This is a genomic window from Polaribacter marinaquae, assembly GCF_038019025.1.
Taxonomy (GTDB): domain Bacteria; phylum Bacteroidota; class Bacteroidia; order Flavobacteriales; family Flavobacteriaceae; genus Polaribacter; species Polaribacter marinaquae.
Genome location: NZ_CP150496.1, coordinates 54,579 through 79,168, shown reverse-complemented (window position 1 = coordinate 79,168; position 24,590 = coordinate 54,579). Strand labels below are relative to the sequence as shown.

Annotated in this window: 18 protein-coding genes; 8 read left to right on the top strand and 10 right to left on the bottom strand. The window is 29.5% G+C overall.

Going from position 1 to position 24,590, the window contains the following annotated elements; translation table 11 throughout:
- Positions 1–113: 113 nt before the first annotated feature.
- Complete coding sequence (gene carB / locus WG950_RS00345) at positions 114–2,969, bottom strand: carbamoyl-phosphate synthase large subunit (RefSeq protein WP_340933324.1); 2,856 nt, start codon at positions 2,967–2,969, stop codon at positions 114–116.
- A gap of 120 nt (positions 2,970–3,089) precedes the next feature.
- Entirely contained in the window at positions 3,090–3,251 is a 162-nt protein-coding gene (rpmH, locus tag WG950_RS00340; RefSeq protein ID WP_077809647.1) for a 50S ribosomal protein L34, read from the bottom strand.
- Positions 3,252–3,481: 230 nt separating this feature from the next.
- On the opposite strand from rpmH, the gene WG950_RS00335 reads away from it, so the two are divergent.
- From WG950_RS00335 to WG950_RS00325, 3 genes are all read left to right on the top strand, one after another.
- Positions 3,482–5,095, top strand: coding sequence for a CTP synthase (locus tag WG950_RS00335; RefSeq protein WP_340933316.1), 1,614 nt, complete (start codon positions 3,482–3,484; stop codon positions 5,093–5,095).
- A gap of 217 nt (positions 5,096–5,312) precedes the next feature.
- Complete coding sequence (gene yidC, locus WG950_RS00330; RefSeq protein WP_340933314.1) at positions 5,313–7,199, top strand: membrane protein insertase YidC; 1,887 nt, start codon at positions 5,313–5,315, stop codon at positions 7,197–7,199.
- Between the two features lie 172 nt (positions 7,200–7,371).
- Positions 7,372–12,696, top strand: a complete 5,325-nt coding sequence (locus tag WG950_RS00325) for an MBG domain-containing protein (RefSeq protein ID WP_340933312.1) — start codon at positions 7,372–7,374, stop codon at positions 12,694–12,696.
- A gap of 43 nt (positions 12,697–12,739) precedes the next feature.
- Here the strand turns inward: WG950_RS00325 and WG950_RS00320 are convergent, their stop codons facing one another.
- Together WG950_RS00320 and WG950_RS00315 are read right to left on the bottom strand one after the other, a co-directional pair.
- Positions 12,740–13,876: a cysteine desulfurase family protein gene (locus WG950_RS00320; protein ID WP_340933310.1), complete on the bottom strand. Its 1,137-nt coding sequence runs from the start codon at positions 13,874–13,876 to the stop codon at positions 12,740–12,742.
- A 13-nt stretch (positions 13,877–13,889) separates the two neighbouring features.
- Positions 13,890–14,444 carry a Smr/MutS family protein gene (locus tag WG950_RS00315; RefSeq protein WP_340935217.1) on the bottom strand — a complete coding sequence of 185 codons (555 nt, stop codon included), beginning with the start codon at positions 14,442–14,444 and terminating at the stop codon, positions 13,890–13,892.
- A 54-nt stretch (positions 14,445–14,498) separates the two neighbouring features.
- Here WG950_RS00315 and WG950_RS00310 point away from each other — a divergent pair, with 54 nt between their 5' ends.
- On the top strand, positions 14,499–15,131 hold the full coding sequence (locus tag WG950_RS00310) for a hypothetical protein (RefSeq protein ID WP_340933308.1): 633 nt from the start codon (positions 14,499–14,501) through the stop codon (positions 15,129–15,131).
- On the opposite strand, the gene ppk2 (WG950_RS00305) is transcribed toward WG950_RS00310, so the two are convergent.
- On the bottom strand, positions 15,128–15,913 hold the full coding sequence (gene ppk2, locus WG950_RS00305) for a polyphosphate kinase 2 (protein ID WP_077809652.1): 786 nt from the start codon (positions 15,911–15,913) through the stop codon (positions 15,128–15,130). The genes WG950_RS00310 and ppk2 (WG950_RS00305) overlap by 4 nt on opposite strands.
- 4 nt (positions 15,914–15,917) lie before the next feature.
- Positions 15,918–16,772: a polyphosphate kinase 2 gene (gene ppk2, locus WG950_RS00300; RefSeq protein ID WP_079736887.1), complete on the bottom strand. Its 855-nt coding sequence runs from the start codon at positions 16,770–16,772 to the stop codon at positions 15,918–15,920.
- A gap of 93 nt (positions 16,773–16,865) precedes the next feature.
- On the opposite strand from ppk2 (WG950_RS00300), the gene WG950_RS00295 reads away from it, so the two are divergent.
- Positions 16,866–17,816: a lipid A deacylase LpxR family protein gene (locus WG950_RS00295; RefSeq protein WP_340933304.1), complete on the top strand. Its 951-nt coding sequence runs from the start codon at positions 16,866–16,868 to the stop codon at positions 17,814–17,816.
- A 1-nt stretch (position 17,817) separates the two neighbouring features.
- On the opposite strand, the gene WG950_RS00290 is transcribed toward WG950_RS00295, so the two are convergent.
- On the bottom strand, positions 17,818–19,242 hold the full coding sequence (locus WG950_RS00290) for an ATP-dependent DNA helicase (protein ID WP_340933303.1): 1,425 nt from the start codon (positions 19,240–19,242) through the stop codon (positions 17,818–17,820).
- Positions 19,243–19,347: 105 nt separating this feature from the next.
- Here WG950_RS00290 and WG950_RS00285 point away from each other — a divergent pair, with 105 nt between their 5' ends.
- Genes WG950_RS00285 through WG950_RS00275 form a run of 3 tightly spaced genes read left to right on the top strand, consistent with a single transcriptional unit; the run spans position 19,348 to position 21,441 of the window.
- The gene (locus WG950_RS00285; protein ID WP_079736890.1) at positions 19,348–20,079 is read left to right on the top strand and encodes a hypothetical protein; all 732 of its coding nucleotides are present in this window, start codon (positions 19,348–19,350) and stop codon (positions 20,077–20,079) included.
- 10 nt (positions 20,080–20,089) lie between these two features.
- Positions 20,090–20,884 (top strand): DUF3822 family protein, encoded by a 795-nt coding sequence (locus WG950_RS00280; protein ID WP_340933302.1) that lies wholly within the window; start codon positions 20,090–20,092, stop codon positions 20,882–20,884.
- The gene (locus WG950_RS00275) at positions 20,881–21,441 is read left to right on the top strand and encodes an RsmD family RNA methyltransferase (protein ID WP_079736891.1); all 561 of its coding nucleotides are present in this window, start codon (positions 20,881–20,883) and stop codon (positions 21,439–21,441) included. The genes WG950_RS00280 and WG950_RS00275 overlap by 4 nt, the downstream gene beginning before the upstream one ends.
- A gap of 2 nt (positions 21,442–21,443) precedes the next feature.
- On the opposite strand, the gene WG950_RS00270 is transcribed toward WG950_RS00275, so the two are convergent.
- From WG950_RS00270 to WG950_RS00260, 3 genes are read right to left on the bottom strand one after another with little or no spacing between them, the layout of a single operon-like run.
- On the bottom strand, positions 21,444–22,397 hold the full coding sequence (locus WG950_RS00270; protein WP_340933298.1) for an AAA family ATPase: 954 nt from the start codon (positions 22,395–22,397) through the stop codon (positions 21,444–21,446).
- The gene (locus WG950_RS00265) at positions 22,397–23,779 is read right to left on the bottom strand and encodes a peptidylprolyl isomerase (RefSeq protein WP_340933296.1); all 1,383 of its coding nucleotides are present in this window, start codon (positions 23,777–23,779) and stop codon (positions 22,397–22,399) included. Before WG950_RS00265 ends, WG950_RS00270 begins: the two co-directional genes overlap by 1 nt.
- Complete coding sequence (locus tag WG950_RS00260; RefSeq protein WP_340933294.1) at positions 23,745–24,590, bottom strand: hypothetical protein; 846 nt, start codon at positions 24,588–24,590, stop codon at positions 23,745–23,747. The genes WG950_RS00265 and WG950_RS00260 overlap by 35 nt, the downstream gene beginning before the upstream one ends.

Here is a 24,590-nt window from a genome sequence, read left to right as displayed (position 1 = left end):
GCTTAAAAATGTTTAATCTTTTGTTAAATAAATTAAACAAAAATAATTTATACATAAAAAAAACATCCAACTCTACATTTAGAATTGGATGTTTTAGTTGAAGTAAAAAATTATTATTTACTTAAATACATTTTTCTTCTTGAATATAAATTATAAAAATCATCATCTTTTAAACTATCTATAAATAGAATACTTTCTCCTGTAGATTTCATTTCTGGACCTAATTTCTTATTAACATTCGGGAACTTATTGAATGAAAATACGGGTTGTTTAATTGCAAAACCTTCTAATTGAGGGTTAAAATCAAAATCAGTTACTTTATTATGACCAAGCATAACTTTTGCAGCATAATTTACATAAGGTTCTTTGTATGCTTTTGCAATAAACGGAACTGTTCTAGATGCTCTAGGGTTCGCTTCGATAATGTAAACAACATCATCTTTAATTGCAAACTGAATATTTATTAAACCTACGGTTTTTAATTCTCTTGCAATAGTATGTGTATGATCTTTAATTTGTTGCATAACAAACTCACCTAAATTAAAGGCTGGTAAAGTTGCATTAGAATCTCCTGAGTGAATTCCACAAGGCTCAATATGCTCCATAATCCCAATTATATAAACGTTACCATCTGCATCGCAAATTGCATCTGCCTCTGCTTCTATTGCACCATCTAAATAATGATCTAATAATAATTTATTATTTGGCATTCTACCTAATAAATCTACTACATGCTTAATTAATTCTTCTTTATTAATTACAATTTTCATCCCTTGCCCTCCTAATACATAAGAAGGTCTTACAAGAATAGGGAAATCTAACTGATCTGCTAACTCTAAAGCCTCATCTGCAGTTTCTGCGATACCAAATTCTGGATAAGGAATGTTATTATCTTTTAACATTGATGAAAATCTACCTCTATCTTCTGCAATGTCTAATGCTTCGAAAGAAGTTCCTATAATTTTAATACCATAGCTTGTTAACTTTTCTGCTAATTTTAATGCAGTTTGTCCTCCTAATTGTACAATTACACCTTCTGGTTTTTCATGACGAATAATGTCATAAATATGCTCCCAAAAAACAGGCTCAAAATATAATTTATCTGCAGTATCAAAATCTGTAGATACTGTTTCTGGATTACAGTTGATCATAATCGTTTCGTAACCACATTCTGCAGCCGCTAAAACACCATGAACACAGCAATAATCAAACTCAATACCTTGTCCAATTCTATTTGGTCCAGAACCTAAAACAATAATTTTCTTTTTATCAGAAACAATACTTTCATTAGCTATTGTTATTTCTCCTTCTGCGGTTTCAATTTCATTTTCGAAAGTTGAGTAATAATAAGGAGTTTTTGCTTTAAACTCTGCCGCACAAGTATCTACCAATTTAAATACACGTTGTACTTTTAATTCTTCTCTCTTCGTATAAACTTCACTTTCTAAACATTTTAGCATGTGAGCTATTTGTCTATCACCGTAACCTTTTTGTTTAGCTTCTAACAATAAATCTCTCTCTATAGTGTCTATAGAATAGGTAGAAATTTCTTTTTCTAAGTGAAATAATTCTTCATATTGTTTTAAATACCACATGTCTATTTTTGTGATATCATAAATTTTACTTAGCGGAATTCCCATTGCAATTGCATCATAAATTGCAAATACACGGTCCCAACTTGCATTGGTTAATTTGTCTATAATTTGATTATAATCTGTGTATCCTTTTCCGTCTGCACCTAAACCGTTTCTCTTTATTTCTAAAGATTGAGTTGCTTTGTGCAATGCTTCTTGAAAAGAACGTCCGATTCCCATCACTTCACCTACAGCTTTCATTTGTAAACCTAAAGTTCTATCAGAACCTTCGAATTTATCAAAATTCCAACGAGGTATTTTTACAATTACATAATCTAATGTAGGCTCAAATAAAGCTGATGTAGATTTTGTAATTCCGTTTTCTAATTCATCTAAAGAATAACCGATTGCTAATTTTGTAGCTACTTTTGCAATAGGATAACCAGTTGCCTTAGATGCTAATGCAGAGGATCTAGAAACCCTTGGGTTAATTTCAATGGCAATTATATCTTCTTTTTCATCTGGTGAAACTGCGAATTGTACATTACAACCACCCTCAAAATCTCCAATAGAGCGCATCATATGAATTGCCATATCACGCATTTTCTGATACGTTTTGTCAGAAAGTGTCATTGCTGGTGCAACCGTAATAGAATCTCCTGTATGAATTCCCATAGGATCCATATTTTCTATAGAACATATAATTACAACATTATCATTTTTATCACGTAATAATTCTAATTCATATTCTTTCCATCCCATCATTGCTTTATCAATCATCACCTCATGTATTGGTGATGCTTCTAAACCTCTACTTAATAATTCGTCAAAATCTTCTGGATCATAAACGATAGAAGCTCCTGCTCCACCTAACGTATAAGAAGAACGAATTACTAATGGAAAACCAAATTCTTGTGCAATTTCTTTTCCTTTTAAGAAAGAAGTTGCAGTTGCTTGAGGTGCCATTGGCACACCAATTTTTATCATTAACTCTCTAAACTGCTCTCTATCTTCTGTTACATTAATGGCATCAATATCTACACCAATTAATTTTACATCAAAATCTTTCCAAATTCCTTTATCATCTGCCTCAATACATAAATTTAATGCAGTTTGTCCACCCATTGTTGGCAAAACAGCATCAATTTGAGGATGCTCTTTTAAAATTTGAATAATAGATTTAGTAGTAAGAGGCAACAAGTACACATGATCTGCCATAGAAGGATCTGTCATGATTGTTGCTGGGTTAGAATTAATTAAAATTGTTTCTATACCATCTTCTCTTAAAGATCTTAAAGATTGTGAACCAGAATAATCGAATTCACATGCTTGACCAATTACAATTGGTCCAGATCCAATAATTAAAATAGAATTTAGGTCTTTTCTTTTTGGCATGGTAAAAATTTGTTGTGTTGTTGTTTATTTTTGTAAAAATAGTTAATGATTAGATATAAAAAAAGGTGTTACTAAAAAATAGCAACACCTTTAAATCATTAACATTTGTTAATCATTATATTATCTTTTTGGTCTGAATTCTGAAGATACAGAAATTTTCTTTCTTCCTTTAGCTCTTCTTCTAGCTAAAACTTTTCTTCCATTAGCAGAAGCCATTCTTTCTCTGAAACCGTGTTTGTTTCTTCTCTTTCTTTTCGATGGCTGGTAAGTTCTTTTCGGCATTATATGTATTTTTAAATATCTTCTTGATTACTTTACTGTTGCTTAAAGATTTTTACCTCTTTTAAAGCGTGGGCAAATATACAACTGTTTTTATTTTTGACAAACACAAATTGTAAAAAAATTAAAAATATTTTTTCACGGTTCAAAAATATAAAATTTATAAATGTTTTTACCTTTTTTATTTGACAGAATTTTTAGAGTTAGTACTTTTGCCTAAACCTAACAACACCATGAGTAACACTAAATACGTTTTTGTAACAGGAGGCGTAACTTCATCCCTTGGAAAAGGAATTATAGCAGCATCTTTAGCAAAATTATTACAAGAAAGAGGCTTTTCTGTAACCATTCAAAAATTAGATCCATACATTAATATAGATCCAGGAACTTTAAACCCTTATGAACATGGCGAATGTTATGTTACAGATGATGGTGCAGAAACAGACTTAGATCTTGGGCATTACGAACGTTATTTAAACATACCAACTTCTCAAGCTAATAATGTAACTACAGGTAGAATTTATCAATCTGTAATTAATAAAGAACGTAAAGGAGAATTTCTAGGAAAAACGGTACAAGTAATTCCTCATATTACTGATGAAATAAAACGTAGAATTCAGCTTTTAGGTGAAACAGGCGATTTTGATATTGTAATTACAGAAATTGGAGGAACTGTTGGTGATATAGAATCTTTACCTTATGTAGAATCTGTGCGCCAAATGTTATGGGAAAAAGGCGAAGAAAATGCCATTGTTATACATTTAACATTAGTGCCTTATTTAGCTGCAGCCGGAGAATTAAAAACAAAACCTACACAACACTCTGTAAAAATGTTAATGCAAAGTGGTGTAAGTCCAGATATTTTAGTTTGTAGAACAGAACATGATATTTCTGATGACATAAAACGTAAACTTGCTTTATTTTGTAATGTTAAAAAGGAAGATGTTATACAATCTATAGATGCAGAAACAATTTATGATGTACCAAATTTAATGCTAGAACAAGGTTTAGATACGGTAGTTTTAAATAAATTAAAACTTACTTCTAAAAAAGAACCTGCATTAAAAACTTGGAATGAATTTGTACAGAAGCATAAAAACCCGCAACACGAAGTAGAAATTGCTTTAATTGGTAAATATGTAGAATTACACGATTCTTATAAATCGATTACAGAAGCATTTATTCATGCTGGTTCTTCTAATGAAACAAAAGTAAAAGTTCGGTGGGTACATTCAGAAAGCTTAACTCCTAAAAATGCTGAAAAAAAATTACAAGGTGTTAATGGTATTTTAGTTGCACCAGGTTTTGGTGATCGAGGTATCGAAGGAAAAATTAGAGCTGTAAAATATGCTAGAGAAAATAATATTCCTTTCTTCGGAATTTGTTTAGGTATGCAAATGGCAGTTATCGAATACTCTAGAAATATCTTAGGCTTAGATAATGCAAGTTCTACAGAAATGAACAAAAGCACAAAACATCCAGTTATCAACTTAATGGAAAGCCAGAAAGATGTTACCGAAAAAGGTGGTACAATGCGTTTAGGTGCTTGGGATTGTGAACTTAAAAAAGATTCTAAAATATTTAAAGCTTATAAATCAGAATTAATTAGCGAACGCCACAGACACAGATTCGAATTTAATAATGATTATTTAGAACAAATTGAAGCTGCCGGAATGAAAGCAACAGGTATAAATCCAAAAACCGGTTTAGTAGAAGTTGTAGAAATACCAACGCACGATTGGTTTGTTGGTGTACAATATCATCCAGAATATAAAAGTACCGTTTTAAAGCCACATCCTTTGTTTGTAGATTTTATAAAGGCTTCTTTAAAACAATCTAAAAAATAATAAAATGGTTTTCTAAAAAGTAATTATTACAATTTAGAAAACCATTCTTTTATATATAAAATGACAACCTAATTTTAGGAACACTATTTGAACTATTTAATATAGTAACAATAACAGTAGTAAAATCTATTAAATTATATTCAGTTTTGCTACATTTGTCGGCTTTTACTTTTTTTAAGTAAAGTAGAAATGACAAATTGACATTTAAAATAACATAATGGAACAAAAAAAATTCGACTTAAATTCTTTTATTGGATTAATCTTATTGGGTGGTATCGTTTTCTGGTGGATGAGCACACAAAAACCAGCAATTGAAGAAACTGATAATTCTACACAAACAAGTGTAGTTAATTCAACAGAATCTTCTAACACTAATAACACTTTAGTTAAAGAAACTGCTTATCAAAATGATTCTTTAAAGCAAATAGCTTTAAAAAATGAATTGGGTGCGTTTGCACAAAGCGCAATGAATGCTACTTCTGGAGTTTCTATATTAGAAAATGAGGTTGTTAAATTAACTATTGATAATAAAGGTGGTCAAATTAAAGAAGCTTTAGTTAAGAATTACAAAACCTACGATTCTTTGCCTTTATATTTAATCAAAGAAAAAAATGCATCATTCAATATTAATTTTGGTACTACAGACAATAGAATTTTAAATACTAAAGATTTATTTTTTGAACCAAATGTTACCAAAAACGGAGAGAATCAAATTGTTTCTATGAAACTAAAAGTTTCTGAAACAAAATTTTTAGAGTATAGATATGAAATGGAACCAGATAATTATATGGTTAATTTTTCTGTTAGATCTCAAGGATTGGGTAATGTTATAAATTCTTCTAATCCAATAAATTTAGATTGGTCTTTAAAAGGATTTAGAAATGAAAAAAGTATCAAGACAGAAAATACAATGTATACCAACTTCTACTACAAGGCAGAAGATGAAGTTGATGACATTAGTGCTGGTAAATCAGAAATTTTAAACGATGTAGATTGGGTTGCTTACAAACAACACTTTTTCACCTCTAACTTATTATCAGAAAAGCCATTTAATAACGCTACAATTACTTCTACCGATTTAGTTTTAAATGAAGAAATTGATACTGTATTTACTAAAAAATTCGAATTAAAAACACCTTTAGAATTATCTAACGGAGAACTAAATTATAATATGAAATGGTTCTACGGACCAAGTGATTATAATTTATTAAGTAGCGATAAGTATGCTGATACAGATTTAGATCAAATTTCTGATTTAGGTTGGGGAATCTTCGGTTTTTTAAACAGAACAATATTTTATCCTGTATTCAATTTCTTAAAAGGATTTTTATCTAACTACGGATTAATTATTATTTTAATGACAATTGTTGTTAGAATTATAATGTCTCCTTTGGTTTACAAATCTTATTTATCAAGTGCAAAAATGAAGGTAATTAGACCAGAATTAACTGCACTAAACGAGAAATATCCTGGTAAAGAAAACGCAATGAAGCGTCAACAAGAAACCATGGCAATTCAAAGAAAAGCCGGAGTGAGCATGATGTCTGGTTGTATACCTGCACTTTTACAAATGCCAGTATTTTTCGCTTTATTTAAATTTTTCCCAACAAACTTATCTTTAAGACAAGAAAGCTTTTTATGGGCAAACGATTTATCTTCTTATGATACTGTTTTCAAATTACCTTTTAGTATTCCTTTTTATGGCGATCACGTAAGTTTATTTCCAATATTGGCATCTGTTGCAATTTTCTTTTACATGAAAATGAATCAAAGTCAGCAAGCAAATATGCAAGCTCCTACTCAAGAAGGGATGCCAGATATGAGTAAGATGATGAAGTATATGATTTACTTCTCTCCTATTATGATGCTATTTTTCTTTAACAATTATGCAAGTAGTTTAAGTTTGTATTACTTTATATCAAACCTTTTAACAATTGCAATCATGTTAGTAATTAAAAACTTTGTAATTGATGAAGAAAAAATTCATGCTAAAATAGAAGAAAATAAAAAGCGTCCAGAAAAGAAAAAAAGCAAGTTTAGACAAAGAATAGACGAAGCTATGAAACAAGCGCAAGAACAGCAAGCACAACAAAAAAGAAAATAAATTCTTTATAAATTTAAAAACCGAAACATCAAAGTTTCGGTTTTTTTTTTACATCAAATTGGTATCTAAAAAAAAACAATATATTTGTAAACTATTAAAGTGCATAAAACCACTTTATTAACCCCTAAAACAATACTTTATGACCCCTAAATCTAAAAGTAATTGGCTATCTATGCCATTTATATTATTGCTATTTATTTCATTGTATAGTAATGCACAGACCTGTACAAATTATACAGAAAACCCAGGAACATCTATTTCTAACGTTGGAAATATTGTTTACACCACTACTATAAATGTTTCTGATAATTTTTCTATTTCGGATATTAATGTCACTTTAGACATTAATCACACTTGGAATTCAGATTTGAATATCTTTTTAATATCACCAGCAAACACAAGAGTAGAATTAAGTACTGGAAATGGTGGAAATGGCAATAATTACTCGAATGTAACTTTCGATGATACATCTGCTAACACATTACCAACTGGTAATTCAGAAATTTCAGGCACTTATGCTCCAGAAGGCCTTTTATCCGATTTTAATGGGGAAAACGCAAATGGAGATTGGGTTTTAGAAGTTACAGATACAGCTGATGGAGATGGAGGAACAATAAACTACATAACTTTAAATATATGTGATTCAAATTACTCTGAAAACTTTGAAAGTGGTAATACTTGGTCTACAAATGGAACTAACGCAAATACAGGAACTTTTGTAAATATAAATCCAAATGCAACTACTTATCAATTAGAAGATGATCATACTCCAACCGGAACAAATGCATTTGTTACAGGGCAAAATACTAGTATTGGAAATATAGATGTAGATGGAGGTACCGTTTTTGCTACCTCACCAACATATAATGTTATAAAAGAATCAGAATTTTCTATTTGGTACTTTTTTGGGCAAAGAGATACAAATGATGACGCTGGAGATTTTTTTAGATTAGAAATTTCTTATGATAATGGAACTAATTTTTCTAATTTAGTATTTATTGGCGATGTTAATACAACACCTGTATGGACAGAAGCAACTGCAACTATTCCCGCTGGATCAAATGTTATAATTAGAGTAAGTGCAGCAGACGGAACTGCAAATGGTGATATTATTGAAGCAGGTATAGACGACTTAACAATTACAGAAACGCTTTCTGTAACACCAAGAATACCAATTACAATTACTGCAGATGCCAGTTCTAAAGAGTTTGGTGATGCAGATCCTGTATTTACATATCAAATAACTTCAGGTGCTTTAGATAGTGGTGATACCTTAGTTGGTTCTTTAGATAGAGATGCAGGTGAGGCCGTTGGAAATTACAATATCAATCAAGGAACGATAACTAATACTAATAACCCAAAGTATGATATAAACTTTATACCCGCAATTTTTTCTATTAGCTCTAAAGATACAGATGGAGATGGTTATGCAGACACAGTAGATATCGATGATGATAATGATGGTATTCTAGACACAGTTGAAAACTGTGTGATTCCTGGAGCTGCAAGTCCTGCCAGTGACGCCGAAATTTGGGAAGATGGTGGTTATAGTATTTTTGGTATTGGAAACAATAATAATGGACTTGGGTATCAAGAATCTGGTTTTCAAGAATCGGCCTATCAGAAAGGTATAAATTTAACTGTACTTAACAGTAGTGCTAATAATGCTAATTATATTATCCAGAGAAATACATCTATAAAACCTAATAGTCTTAATGATGAAGTCTTTTTTGGTATAAACCCCACAACGTCAAATTATGATGGTACAGTAACATTTACAACAAATTATTATGCTCCAGACTATAACCCTGATACAGGTGAAGGTTGTCAAAGTAGTCCTATTGGAAATAATTCAGAATTAAGAATCACAACATCTAGTGAATTTGCTTCTGGCGGCACAAATACACCTACAATAGATGTGACACCCGAAAGAGGCTCTAATGTTGGGGATTCTTATTCATTACATTTAAACTTTGAAAACCCTGTTTATGCCTTTAGCTTTGATATTAATGACTTTTTTGATACTAATGGAACAAGTGATTTAAAGTATGAATTAGAAGTAATTGCCAACAGCAAATTACTTGCATTTATAAAAGCTGCTAATTTTGGTAATGATAGTGCGGGTTTAATGGAACTATATAGAGGCGATAAAACTACTCTTGTAAATGGATCTATTAATGTAGGAAATAGGAAGGAAGCAACAATAGCTTTTATAAACTCAATAGCAGTAAATGAAATAGAAATAAAATTTACTATAACATCTGGTTCAATCGATAAATGCGCAAGAGATAGGTTTGCAATTGACAATTTTGCATACGGAACAACACCTCAATCATGTTTTGCAGATGATATTGATATTGATGGAGACGGTATAAATAATGATCTAGATATTGATTCTGATAACGATGGAATACCAGACAACATCGAAGCTCAAACTACTTTAAACTATATAGCTCCTAATTATGTATATACAGTTAATGGTTTAGATACAGCTTACGGAACAGGATTAATACCTGTAAATACAGACGGAATTGACAATGCCGACTTTACAGATTTAGATTCTGATAACGACTCTCTTTTTGATACTTTTGAAGTTGGTTATACTATCGATACAGATAATGACGGAGTTACAAATGGCACTGTTGGAGAAAACGGATTGGATAATTCTTTATATCCTGCTGATGACTATTTAGATGTAAATGCTAGTATTGATGATCCAAATACACTACCAGATATTGATAACGATGCAACTACTATTGGAGATGTAGATTATAGAGATACACACCTTTCGGGTACGCCAATGATTACTCAATTTTATTTAGAAGGTACTAGTAGGGTTATAGAAATCACAAACATACACCCTACAAATAGTATTTTAGCAAACACTATCGAATTGTCTTTATTTGAAAACAAAACAGGCCCACAAACTTCTGTTGTACCTAATAGTTTATTAACAATTCCAACAGCACTTGCCCCAGGAGAGTCAATTATAATTAACAATACAACTTCAAGTTACACCGGTATTACTAATGATGGAATTACTTCTATAATTGGTGAGAACGATATTTTAGTTTTATCTCATCCAAAAAGTATCGCTACAGGTTTAAATGATTGGATAAACAGGTACGAAAGCGCAATTAATCTTGAAAATGATAAAATCTATGTAAGAAGTGATGAAGTTCTTTCTACAAATAAAGATTTTACAAATACAGAATGGATTGTTTATGTAAATGAAGATTTAGATCCTTATAGAGATAAAGATTTAGGTGGTCCAGAAAGACATCCCCATGATCCTGTAATATCTGAAATTGCGTCTGCAAATACAGAATCTAACTTAAGATTAGGTGTACACAGAGTAAATCCTACAATTTTAACAGGTGGTACTTGGTCTAACGGTTATCCAGATAGAACCAGAAGAGTTGTTATAAATCAAGATTATACTCATACAGGAATTTTAAAAGCAAGACAATTAACCGTTAATTCTGGTAATAAATTGTCTATAGATAATAACCTATTAGTTGTATCTGAAGATATAACATTAGGTAATGCAAATAGTGAAATTAGATTGATTGGAAATTCTCAATTAATACAAACTCATGAAACTACTTCTAAAGTAACTGGTGCCGGAAAATTATTAATCGATCAAAACTCGCCTACGCCAAGTAAATTTAGATACAACTATATGAGTTCTCCGGTTGGAGGAACATCTTTTACCATTGCTGATGTTTTAAAAGACGGAACATCTGCTACTTCCGCTACATCAAATATTGTAGATATAAACTTTGTAGGTGGTTATGATGGTGAAGTTTCTAGTCCAATTAAAATTTCAGAATATTGGATTTATACTTATGCTAGTGCAGATGGTAAAAGGTCTAGTTGGAGTCAGAAAAAAAGTACAGGATCTATACCTGTTACAGATGGATTTACTTTAAAAGGTCCTGGAACACAACAAAATTATACATTTACCGGTACACCAAACGATGGTAATTTAAATACTGCTGTTGGCGGAAATCAATCTTATTTAGTTGGTAACCCTTATCCTTCTGCAATAAGCTCATCAAAATTTTTAGAAGATAACGAAGATTCAACAACAAGTACCTTATATTTTTGGCAACACGCTGGAGAAGAAGATGCATCAACTACACAAGCCGGACATTCTTTTAATGGTTATATTGGTGGTTATGCAACAAAGAATTTGGCGATGGGACTAGCTGCAAATGCACCTTCAATTTCAGGTCCTTTTGATTTTAATATGGAGGCTATTGATGCTACTACTACAGGAACTGCAACAAACGATGGAGGAAATAATGTAGTTTTATTAAATGCTTTAAATGAATATGTAGAATTTAATAGGTTATCAAGAGCTGTTGATGGTTTAACAATTAATTATAAATCTAATACACCTGCTTTAATAAGAGTTAAAATTAACGAAACAAACACTACAGAATACACATTACCTGCTTCTACTGTTTATACCGATTTTACAATTACAGATTGTATTCAGGTGAATAGCGATTTTACAATAGAATCTTTAAGTATTTTTAATTTATATATTGATAGTATTAATTTAAAAGACGATGACGGAGAAATTACTTGCCAACCAACCGCTGGTTTAAATGCAAATTCTGCATATAGCGAACCTTTAGAATACATTGCTGTAGGACAAGGTTTCTTTATAAGTGGAGACCAAGACGGAGGACCAATTGTTTTTAACAACAGCCAAAGAGAAAATATTGTTGAAGGAGCGCAGTCTACATTTTTTAAATCTAACATTAAACATAAAAAGAAAGTAACTGCTACTAGAAAACAATTACCTATTCTAAAATTAGGAATGAATTACACAGGACAAACTGGTACTGAATTGCACAGACAAATTGGTATATCTTTTAAATACAATAACTCTTTTAAATATGATAAAGGTTATGATAGTTTTACGTTTGATGTAAATAATACAGATTTCTATTGGAAATTCTCTGATAATAATGAAAAATATGCAATTACAGGAATTCAAAATATTACTGAAGATCTAGAAGTTCCTTTAGAAATAATAATTGGTCAAGATGATGAAATTAGTCTTGAAATAGATGAAATCAACTTTGATAATTCTGATTTATACATTTTAGATAAATTAGAAAACAAAACATACAATTTAAAAGAAGGTAAAGTAAAGTTTAATTTACCTAAAGGAGAATATACTGATAGATTTTTCTTAGCTTTTAAAGAAAGTGTTGTATTAAGTACAGAAGACAATATTCTAACAAACGACTTTAATATATTTTACAACAAAACAGATAAAAACATTAATATCGAATTGTTAAACGGCTTAGAAATGAGTAAAGTTAATTTATACTCTATACTAGGTCAAGAAATAAATACTTGGAGTTTGAACAACGAAAACAAGAAAATCTTAGATGTAAATAATCTGTCTAAAGCAATTTACATTATAAAGATTAAAACGAATAGAGGTGATGTTTCCAAAAAAATACTAATCAACTAGTGTTTTTTTATTAAAAAGAGAATCTTAAAGATTCTCTTTTTTTTTACTTTATAAAGTCTTTAATTTTAGTAATTGCAAAATCTAATTCTTCAATTGTATTATTTCTAGAGAATGAAAATCGGACAGAAGTTTTATCTTCTTCACCGTCAAATAAAATTTCAGAAAGTACGTGCGAACCTTTATTACTTCCACTCTGGCAAGCACTTCCACCAGAAACAGCAATTCCTAATAAATCTAAACTAAATAAAAGCATATCGTTTTTAACAGGAAAACGAACACTTAAAATAGTAGCACTACTACTATCTAAATTACTTGAATTACCATTAAACTTAATTTCTTTAGATATTTTTTTTAATTCAGAAATAAAATAAATCTTTAGAGTTTCGATGTAATTTTTATTCTTTTCAATTGTTGCGTAAGAAATATTTAATGCTTTTTCCATACCCAAAATAGCATGTACATTTTCTGTACTAGATCTAGCACCTTTTTCTTGTTCTCCACCATGAAGCATTGGCGCTATACCAAATCCTTTTCTAAAAAAAGCAAATCCTACGCCTTTTGGTCCATGAAATTTATGAGCACTTCCTACAAGAAAATCAATATTAATATCAGATAAATCAAGTTTATAATTACCAATCGCTTGCACAGTATCCGAATGAAAAAGTGAATTATGACTTTTACATAAATCAGCAACCTTTTTTATGGGTAATACATTTCCTATTTCATTATTAATCATCATTAAACTAACTAATGTTTTTTCTTCTGATGATTTTAAAAGCGTTTCTAAATGCTCTAAATCGATATCTCCATTATCTTTAACAAGAACAAATTCTAATGAAATATCATATTTTTCACTTAGAAATTTACATGTATTTAAAACAGCGTGATGTTCTATTTTAGAAGTTATAATTCTAGTAACACCTAAATTTAAAACAGCATTATTTAATATTAAATTATCTGCTTCTGTACCACTTGACGTAAAAATTATTTCTGCGGCAGACACATGAAATTGCTTCGCAATATTTTTTCTAGCAGTTTCTACACTCGATTTTGCTTTTCTACCAAATTGATGAATTGAAGATGGATTACCAAAATTTGTTGCCATAGAGTTTTGCATAACTTCTATAACTTCTGGATGCATTTGCGTGGTAGCTGCATTGTCTAAATAAATAGCATTCATACTAATTTTTTTATTAGATTGAGTTTTGAAAAATATAAACCTCTGTGGCACCTAAACCATATTGTTTATATGAAGCATCGTAATATTTAACTGGGTATTTATTTAAAAGTGAATGCAGTTCAGATTTTAAAACCCCTTCGCCTACTCCGTGTATAAAAACAATTTTAGAAATTCTTTTATGAATTGCAAATTCTAATTTTCTTTTTGCAGTATCTAACTGTAAATTTAACATATCGTAGTTATCTAAACCTTTTACAGACTTAGTTAGCTTGTTAATATGCAAATCTATTTCCATTAAAAATTCTTGCTTTTGTTTCTTAAAAAAACTGTTTTTCTTCTTAACCTCTGTAGTTTTTTCTTTTAAAAAGTTATTATTTATATCAGAAAATTTAGACAACTCATGTTGCTCTACTTCAATCTTAACCAATTCTTTTTCATCAAATTTAAAAAGCATGCCATCTAAAGATTCTATAGAAATTAAGTTGTAATCAATTGCAACCACTTTTCCTTTTAAAACATCGTCTAAAACTGCAACAGTATTACCAATTTCTAAACCCTTTCTTAACATTATTTTAATTAATTTAAAGATATAAGCTACTAACTTTACTACAAAAATAAGCATATGTCTAAAACTTTTGCCGTTTCTACAGAAAACTTCTTTAAACTCTCTTCAAAAAAAATTATACTTCAAGATGAGAGAAAAGAAATACTTACTAAGATTTCTGAAAAAATTGCAAAGTTTTATATTGATAATGGTGCTGCAAACATAAATTTTATTTGTACACATAATTCTAGAAGAAGTCAAATAGCACAAATTTGGTCTTATTTTGCTGCTAATTACTTTACATTAAATATCAATGCTTTTTCTGGTGGAACAGAAGTTACATCTTTTAACAGAAACTCTGTAAAAACATTACAATCTGCTGGTTTCGATTTTAATGTAAAAGATTTCTCTCATCAAAATCCGAAATATTTAATCTCTTTTCTAGGTTGTAAAAAATCAATATTAGGCTTTTCTAAACGTTACGATCACGAAATTAATAAAGAACCCTATTTTGTGATAACAACTTGTAATGATGCTGATAAAAATTGTCCGTTTATACCAACTGCAATAGAAAGGTTTCATTTACCTTTTGTAGATCCGAAATTTTCTGACGGAACTTCTGAGCAAACAAAAACATATTTAGAAACTAATGAAGAAATTGCTGCAGAAGTATATTATTTATTTAATGCTATTAAAAATTTTATTCTTTAAATTTCTAAATCTTTATCATAAGGAATACTGTTAAGAACGTGATTTATAACATTAATTCTCGCTTCTGTTTTTCTATTTGCTCTAATAACTTTCCAAGGAGAAATTGCTGTATTGGTTCTCTGAAACATCGCCTTTTTATAAACTGTATATTGATCCCATAGTAATTGAGCTTTCTCGTCTAACTTGGTCATTTTCCATTGTTTTAATGGATTGCTTTTAATGTCTGCAAATCGTTTAGCTTGTTCTTTTTTAGAAATAGACATATAAATTTTAACCAAATGAATTCCAGATTCTAAAATCATTTTTTCAAAATCGTTTACCTGATTCATAAAAATCTCGTACTCTTCTGCAGTACAGAATCCGTTTACAGGTTCTACAACAGCCCTATTATACCAACTTCTATCAAAAAAAACAATTTCACCAGCTTTAGGTAATTGTTCTACGTAGCGTTGAAAATACCATTGCGTTTTTTCATCTTCTGTGGGTTTAGGTAAAGCCACAATTCGCATGTGTCTAGGGTTTATTCGTTCTGTTAATCTTCGAATAGCACCTCCTTTTCCGGCAGCATCTCTTCCTTGAAAAACAATTATAATACGTTCGTTATTATTAATTGCCCACGTTTGCAAACGAATTAATTCTACCTGTAATTTTTTTAACTTTTTCTGATAATCTACATAACGTAAACTCTTCTCTGTACTTAACGGGTCTTTAGATAAAAGAGCTAGAAAACCTTTTTTAGTTGTTAACTTATTTAATTGCTTTTGTGTAAGTTTTTTATCCATAGTCTTAATCTATATTGGTATTAGACCTGTAATAACGCATTACAACATTTGGGTCTGGAGTTAGAGATATTTTTGAAGTTTTTCCTTCATAATCGAACTGAGAAATAACGTGTCTTATGGCTTCTAATCTTGCAACTTGCTTATCGTTGGTTTTAATCATCATCCAAGGGCTATATGCTGTATGCGTTTTAGAAAACATTTCCGACTTATAATGCGTGTATTTATCCCACAAAGCTTGTCCTTGTTTATCTACCGGACTGAATTTCCATCTTTTTAAAGGATTTTCTTTACGTTCTTCAAACCTTTTAAGTTGTTCATCTTTAGTTATAGACAACCAAAATTTTATAATTATTACGCCATCTTCATACATCATATGTTCAAACTCTGGCACCTGAACCAAAAACTCTTTATATTGTTTGTCTGTACAAAACCCCATTACAGGCTCTACAACAGCTCTATTATACCAACTTCTATCAAAAAAAACGATTTCACCAGGGTTGGGTAATTCTTTAATATATCTTTGAAAATACCATTGTCCTTTTTCTACTTCTGTTGGTTTATTTAAAGCTACTAACCTACTCGATCTCGGATTTAAATGTTCCATAAATCGTCTAATATTTCCTCCTTTTCCTGCAGCATCTCTACCTTCAAAAATAATAGCAACACGTTTATTTTCCTTAGAAATCCAACGTTGTAATTTTACCAATTCTATTTGTAAAAGACGTAGTTCTTCTGTATAAACATGAGTTTTAAGTACTTTTTTGTATAAACTACTTTTTTCTTTAATAAGTTCTAAAAGGTCTTCGTTACTTTTTAGGTTTTCAAAGTCTTCTGAAGTAAAATTTTTGCTTGTACTCATATATAATTTTTCGAAGATTAAAAATATTACTTTTTTTTCTAAATAAAGTTAAATAAATATGAATTTAAACAAGTTGTTCTATATTTGTTTTCTATGAAAAAGAAAGTACTTTTTTTATTCTTATTTTGCTCTATTATTTGCTTTTCTCAAGAGAAATATTCTAAGGAAATTAGTTTTATTACAGATAACGATTTATACACATCTACTTATGATGATAGATATTATACCAACGGTATGTTTTTATCTTTTAAATATCTTTCTAAGAAAACCAATACTTCTTTAGATAAAAAAATTATTGAATGGCAAATTGGTCACGAAATGTTTACACCTGCCAAAGCAAACACAAAAAACATCGACGAGCATGATAGACCATTTGCTGGTTATTTATTTGGTGCATTTAGTATCAATAGAATTTATAAAAACAAACAAAACTTTAAAACTACCTTTCAATTAGGTATTATTGGTCCTGATGCATATGCTATGGAAATGCAAAATTTTATTCATAACATGTATGGTTTTGAAGAGGGCCAAGGTTGGAAATATCAGATTAAAAGCGCACTAGGTTTAAATTTTAATACTGATTATAATAGGTTTATTAGTAAAGATGAAAGCAATCATCTAGATCTAACTTGGGTAAATTCTGCAAAATTAGGTACAGTTTATACAAATATTTCTACAGGATTATTTACAAGAATAGGTTTTAAACCTTTACAAGATTTTGCAAATTCTATAGCTTTTAACACAAACTTAAATAATAAAAACTCTTCTTTCTACAGAGAATCAGAAGCTTTTATTTTTATAAAACCAACCATAAGATATGCTTTTTATGACGCCACTCTAGAAGGGAGTTTTTTAAATAACGGTAGCGAGATTACAAACGAACTTGTTCCTGTTGTTTTTAGAATTGAAGCTGGTTTTAAATTTACTGCGAACAGATTTAATTTTGGTTATACGTTTAATTATAACACAAATAAATCTAAAGGATTAAAATTTGATAATGGACACAAATACGGTTCAATAAACATTAATTACCTTATTAAATAAATTATTCAATAAAAAAATCGTCTTTAAAACCGATAAGATATAATTTTTCTTGTGCTCTAGTAATTGCCGTGTAAAGCCATCTAAAATATTCTTTAGAAACTCCATCTGGCAAATATGGTTGTTCTATAAAAACAGTTTTCCATTGACCTCCTTGAGATTTATGACATGTCATCGCATAAGAAAATTTAACTTGTAGCGCATTAAAATACTTATTCTTTTTTACAGACATAAATTGCTTGTATTTCGATTTTTCATGAGCATAATCTTCTAAAACCGCTTGATACAATTTATTAGATTCATCATAAGTTAAAGACGGACTTTCACTTACAAGTGTATCCAACAACAACACCGTTTCAAAAGGATGCATATCCGGATAATCAATCATTCTAATTTCTACTTCCGCAAACTTAAATCCGTATAATTCTTTAATAGAAAAAATTTTTAAAACTTCGCAAATATCTCCGTTTGCAATAAAACCTGCTTTAGAAGAATCTGGCAACCAATAATAATTATTCTTAACAATCATTATATAATCTCCAGCAGAAATTTCGTTTTCTTGACCTCTAATATTATATCTTATTTGTTGATTGTATTGGTTTGCCCTTTTGTTAGAACGTACAATAAAAGCAGTATCTTCTACTCCACTACTTTCATAAGAAGTAACAATAGCATCTTCAATATCATAACCATCTTCTAACCTTTTTATGTCTACAAAATCTAAATCAAACTGAAAATTATCATCCTCGTTTCTTAACAACAATCTTAAAGATGTTGCGTTTGCTAAAATTCCAGAATTTTCGTGTTGACGCATAACCTCGTCTAATTCTATTTCTGTTACTTGCTTGTCAAAATCGTATGTTAGAGTATCTTGTTCTAAAGCAGGTGAAACATCTAATTTAACCGGAGGTAATTGTGCGGTATCACCAATAAAAATAAGTTTACAATTATCACCAGAATACACATAAGATATTAAATCGTCTAGAAGTGAACTTGTATCAAATAACTTTTGGTTTTGTCTGCTATCTGGTATCATCGAAGCTTCATCAACAATAAAAATAGTATGTTTATGTTTATTGGGTTGTAAAACAAAGGCCACAGAACCGTTTGATTGTTTTTTAGGAAAATATATTTTCTTATGAATTGTAAAAGCTGGTTTCTTAGAATAAAGAGAAATAACTTTAGCTGCTCTACCAGTTGGTGCAAGTAAAACCGCTTTTTTACCTGCTGTCCATAAAGAATTTACAAAAGTACCAATTGTAGTTGTTTTACCTGTTCCTGCATATCCTTTAAGCAAAAAAAGAGCATTTTTATCTTTATTAAAAATAAAACTGCTTAGTAAATTTAAAAGTTCTTTTTGTTTTATTGTTGGTTGATGTGGGAATTTCTTTAACAATTCTTTGTTAAAATCTGCAGGTAATTCTATCATATATTAATTAAAATAACAAAGATACGTCGATTTATAAATAAAAATTTTTATCATTGAAAAAAAATTGTAGATTTGCGATAGGACTATTAAAAAAAAACATTAAAAATGGGATTATTAGGAATGATTTTAGCTGCGGTTTTAGCTGCAGTAATTATAGCTATTGTTATAGTTAAATATTTACCTCTAAAGTTAAGATGGATTCCATCTATTTTACTTTTATTCTTAGCAGTATTTTTAGGCTTTAAAATATACAACGGTATTATGGAGCCAATTAACTTTAACAAAGATAAGATTACAAGATATGCTAAAGTTGTAGATAATCTTAAGATGATTAGAGATGCAGAAGTAAAATATTACGAAGCAAACGGTAATTATACAAAAGATAAAAACGCTTTAATCAAATTTATAGATACTGCTAAATTAGCTTTAACAAATACAAAAACAATTGTAGAAACTGTTAACAAAGGTGGTGGTATTACAGATGAAGTAGAAAGAAGAGTTACAGATACAATTGGTTACGAACCTGTATTAAAATACTTTAAAGACAGAGATTACAAAACAATGTTTAGTGTACCTGGTTTAAAAGGAACTGAGTTTGAATTAGAAGTAGGAACTGTAGAAAAAGTACAAGGTTTAGTTGTACCTACTTTTATGGCAAAAACTCCTAAAAAAGCTTTATTAGAAGGTATGAACGAATCTTTAGTTAAGCAAGAATTAGAAGTAATTGCTGCTGATCAAATTAAAGGAGAATATGTTTCTGTTGGTTCTTTAGACGAAGTAACAACAGCAGGTAACTGGCCTCCATCATATGACAAAAAAGGTGATAAAAAAGAATAGTAGTATTTCTTTGAAAACATTAAAAGATAATAGATTATCCATCCAATTTAATTTGGATGGATTTTCTTTTTGTATCTATAATAATAGCTTAAATAAAGAAGTATATTTTTGTGAATACGAGTTTGAAACAACTTTAAATACACCAGAAAACTTACTTCTTAAAATTGAAGAAATATTTAAAAAAGACACAAAGCTTCAAAATGATTTCACTTCTGTAACAGTTATTCATCAGAATAATTTAGCAGCATTAGTGCCAGATCAATTCTTTGATGAAAATGAACTAGCTACTTATTTAAATTATAATATAAAAACGTTAGTTACAGATTTTATTAGTTTTGATAGTATCGATGTACTTAAAACCAAAAACGTTTACGTTCCTTATGTGAACATCAATAACTATTTATTTCAAAATTTTGGTGAATTCGAATACAAGCATTACAGTACGGTTTTAATTGAAAAGTTATTAAAAGTAAATAAATCTAATAATAAAACAATGTATGTAAATGTTGGTAAAACAACTTTAGACATTGTGGTTATCGAGAATAAGCAATTGCTACTTTTTAATACATTTTCTTACAACTCTAAAGAAGATTTTATCTATTACATCTTATTTGTTGCAGAACAATTAAATTTAGACACTTTAGAGTTTCCTTTGTATTTTACAGGTAATATAACCTTAAATACTGCTATTTATAAATTAACCTACAAATACATTAAAAACATTTACTTTTTAGAAAGTGAAAAAGCTATTTTTAATGAATTAAAAATTCCGAAACACTCAAATTATATACTTTTAGGCTCATGAGAATTATTTCTGGTAAATTAAAATCAAGACGCTTATCAGCGCCAAAAAACCTACCTGTTAGACCTACTACAGATATGGCTAAAGAATCTTTGTTTAACATCTTAAACAACACCTATTATTTTGATGCTATTTCTGTTATAGATTTGTTTGCCGGCACAGGAAATATTAGTTACGAATTTGCTTCTAGAGGTACTAAAACCATTTATGCAATAGATGCACACTTTGGTTGTATAAAGTTTATAAATTCTACTGCTAAAGCCTTAGATTTAGATATTAACACCTACAAAAGTGACGTTTATAAATTCTTAGAAAAAACAAATTTAACTTCTGATGTAGTTTTTGCTGATCCACCTTACGATTTTGAAGAAGATCAATTCTTAAAAATTGTAGATTTAGTTTTTGAAAGAGGTATTTTAAATGAAGACGGAGTTTTAATTGTAGAACATTCTAAGCATACAGATTTATCAAAACACGCAAAGCATAGTTACGATAAAAGATATGGCGGTAACGTTTTTAGCTTTTTTGAAAATCCGGCTAAAGAAGATGAAGAAGAATAATATTACAACAAAGAGTTGATAATATCTGCAATAGAAACACCTTCTGCTTCTGCTTTATAATTCTTAACAATTCTGTGCGATAAAATAGGAATTGCAACAGCTTTTACATCTTCAATGTCAGGTGAATATTTACCACTAACTGCAGCATGAGCTTTGGCAGCTAAAATTAAGTTCTGAGAAGCTCTTGGTCCTGCACCCCAATCTAAATAGCTTTTTACCATTTCTGTAGCAGCCGAAGCTTTTGGTCTTGTTTTTCCAACCAAACCAACAGCATATTCAATAACATTGTCTGCAACAGGAATTTTTCTAATTAATTTCTGAATTTCAACAATTTCATCACCAGTAAAAATAGCGTTGATCGTTTCTTTTATGTTACTTGTTGTACTTTTTACTACTTGTACCTCTTCTACAAAACTTGGATATTCTAAGTTAATAGAAAACATAAACCTGTCTAATTGCGCTTCTGGTAAAGGATAAGTTCCTTCTTGTTCAATTGGGTTTTGTGTTGCCAAAACAAAAAACGGTAAATCTAATTTATAATGCGTACCAGAAACAGTTACAGAACGTTCTTGCATTGCTTCTAACAAAGCTGCTTGTGTTTTTGGCGGAGTTCGATTTATCTCATCTGCTAAAATAATATTAGAGAAAATAGGACCTTTAATAAATTTAAATTGCCTGCTTTCATCAAGAATTTCACTTCCTAAAATATCCGAAGGCATTAAATCTGGCGTAAACTGTATTCTTTTAAAATTTAAGCCTAAAGCATCTGAAACAGTATTAACTAATAATGTTTTTGCTAAACCGGGCACACCTATTAATAAAGAATGACCTCCACAAAAAACAGATAATAGTGTAAAATCTACTGCTTCTTTTTGACCGATAATTACTTTACCAATTTCTTTTTTTAAAGTTTCAAACTTTTGTACTAGGTTATTTACCGCTTTAACGTCTGACATTATTTACCTGTTTCTTTTTTCCAATTTTTATTAAAAGTACAACTCTTGTAATCTGATGATAATTTAATATAAGTATCTTTAATTTTATCATTAGACCACTTTTCTATTACCTCTTCTTTCTTTTTCTTTAAAGCCAGTGCTTGTATTTTAACATAATCATCTACAAGATCTGCTGTATGCGTATCTGTTCTATCTTTCATTAAGATAAACTTATACATCTTCTCTCCTCCTCTAGCTTCATCATAAAAAACGTCTGTAAATTCACCTTTCTTTAAATCGTTAACTCTTGCATACATTGCAGGATCCATTCTTGTTAAATCGAATTTAGTCTCGCCCGTATAACCGTTAATAATTACTCCTCCGTTGTTTTTAGAATCTTTATCATCAGAAAATTTTTTTACAGCTTCTTCAAAAGTTAATTTACCTGCTTTAATATCATTTTTAATTTCTTCAACTTTTAATCTAGTTTCTGTTAACCTAGACTCTGGTATTTCTGGTTGTAATAAAATATGAGATACAACTCTTGTATTTCCTTTAATTTCATGAACCTGAATAATATGATAACCAAAAAGTGTTTTAAATGGCTCTGAAATTTCATTTTTTTCTAATGAAAAAGAAACTTCTTTAAACTCTTTAATTAAGTTAGCTTCTTTAGTAACCTGTATTCTTCCTCCGTCTTGCGTAACACCAGGATCTTTAGAATTAATAATTGCTTTCATTCTAAAACTAGCACCGTTTAAAATTTCTGTTCTAATTTCGTTTAATTGAGCAATTACTTTGTTATTTTCTTCTTCTGTAGGTTCTGCATTTAAAACTATTTGAGCCAATTCTATCTCTGCAGTAAATTCTGGTAAGTCTCCTTTTTCTTTTAAACCGTTAAAGTACAAACGTACCTCTTCTGGTGTAACATCTACTTTTTCTGTAATTTTTTGTTGTTCTCTTTCTATTAACGCATTTTCTTTCTGAACATTAAACAGTTCACTCTTTAAATCGTCTAAATCATTAAACCCATAAGCAGCAATTGCTTTGTCTATAGAACCATATTCTTGTGCAAAAAACTGTATACTTCTGTCTACTTTAGAGTTAACCTCTGTATCTAAAACAGTAATACTGTCTATAACTGCATGATGAGAAAGTAATTTTTGTTCCATTAACTCTTCTAACATTTCACAATCAGAAATTTTAATTTTCCCTTCACTTTTAAATTCTACTTCTTGCTTAAATTTTGCAATATCAGAATCTAAAACAATATTTTTACCAATTACTACTGCTACACCGTCTATTTTAACTTTTTGTGCATTTAATTGTAATGATGTTACTGCAAATAATACAGCTGTAATAAAGATTTTAGTATATTTTGAAATTATTGTTTTTTGTGGCATCTTTTACTATTAGTTTTTCAATCTCTCTTATTAACTCGATTTTACGCTTGTGTAAAATCATTTCTTTTATCGTTGGCTTAATATAGCTTAATGGTGCTATATCATTTCTATTTAATACGTCTTTTATAGCCACCAAATATAAACCTAATGAATCTTGTTTTTGAATGAATTTTGATTTTTTTAACAGATTTTCTTTAGAAAATGGTAGTTTTAACAAAATCTTATCCAATTCTGTCCAAACAGAGTCGTTTAGTTGATACATTTTAAAGCTTAATTGCTGTCTTTCTAACTCTTCTGCATCTTCAATATCATCAGATTTAAATAATTCTATAATCTCTTTTTGATCTTTTATATTATTGTCAAAATTTAAATATTTAGATTTTACTAAAACCTCGTTCAATTTAAAGTTTTCATTATTGGCTAAATAATATTCTTCTATCTCTTGTTCGGTTACTAAAGTATCTAACTTTTGCTTAATTAAATCTTCTTTGTAATTATTAATTAATAAACTTTCTTTATAATCTTGTACCAACTTATTAATATCATCTAAAGATTCTGATGAATTATTGGTTTCTGCAGCTTTTAAAAATAATTTTTTTACAGCCCAGTCTTGTATTAAACTTTTAACTAAAATTAAACTATCTTCTTTAGTAATATTTCTAGGTAAAAGATCTTTTAAATCTTCTTTAAATAGTTTTTCTGTATTTACAATGGCAACAATTTCAGAAGAGTGTTCTTCTTTTTCTTGCATTTCGAAATACTGACAAGAGGTAAATAAAAAAGCGCAAAAAATAACAAATACAATTCTCAT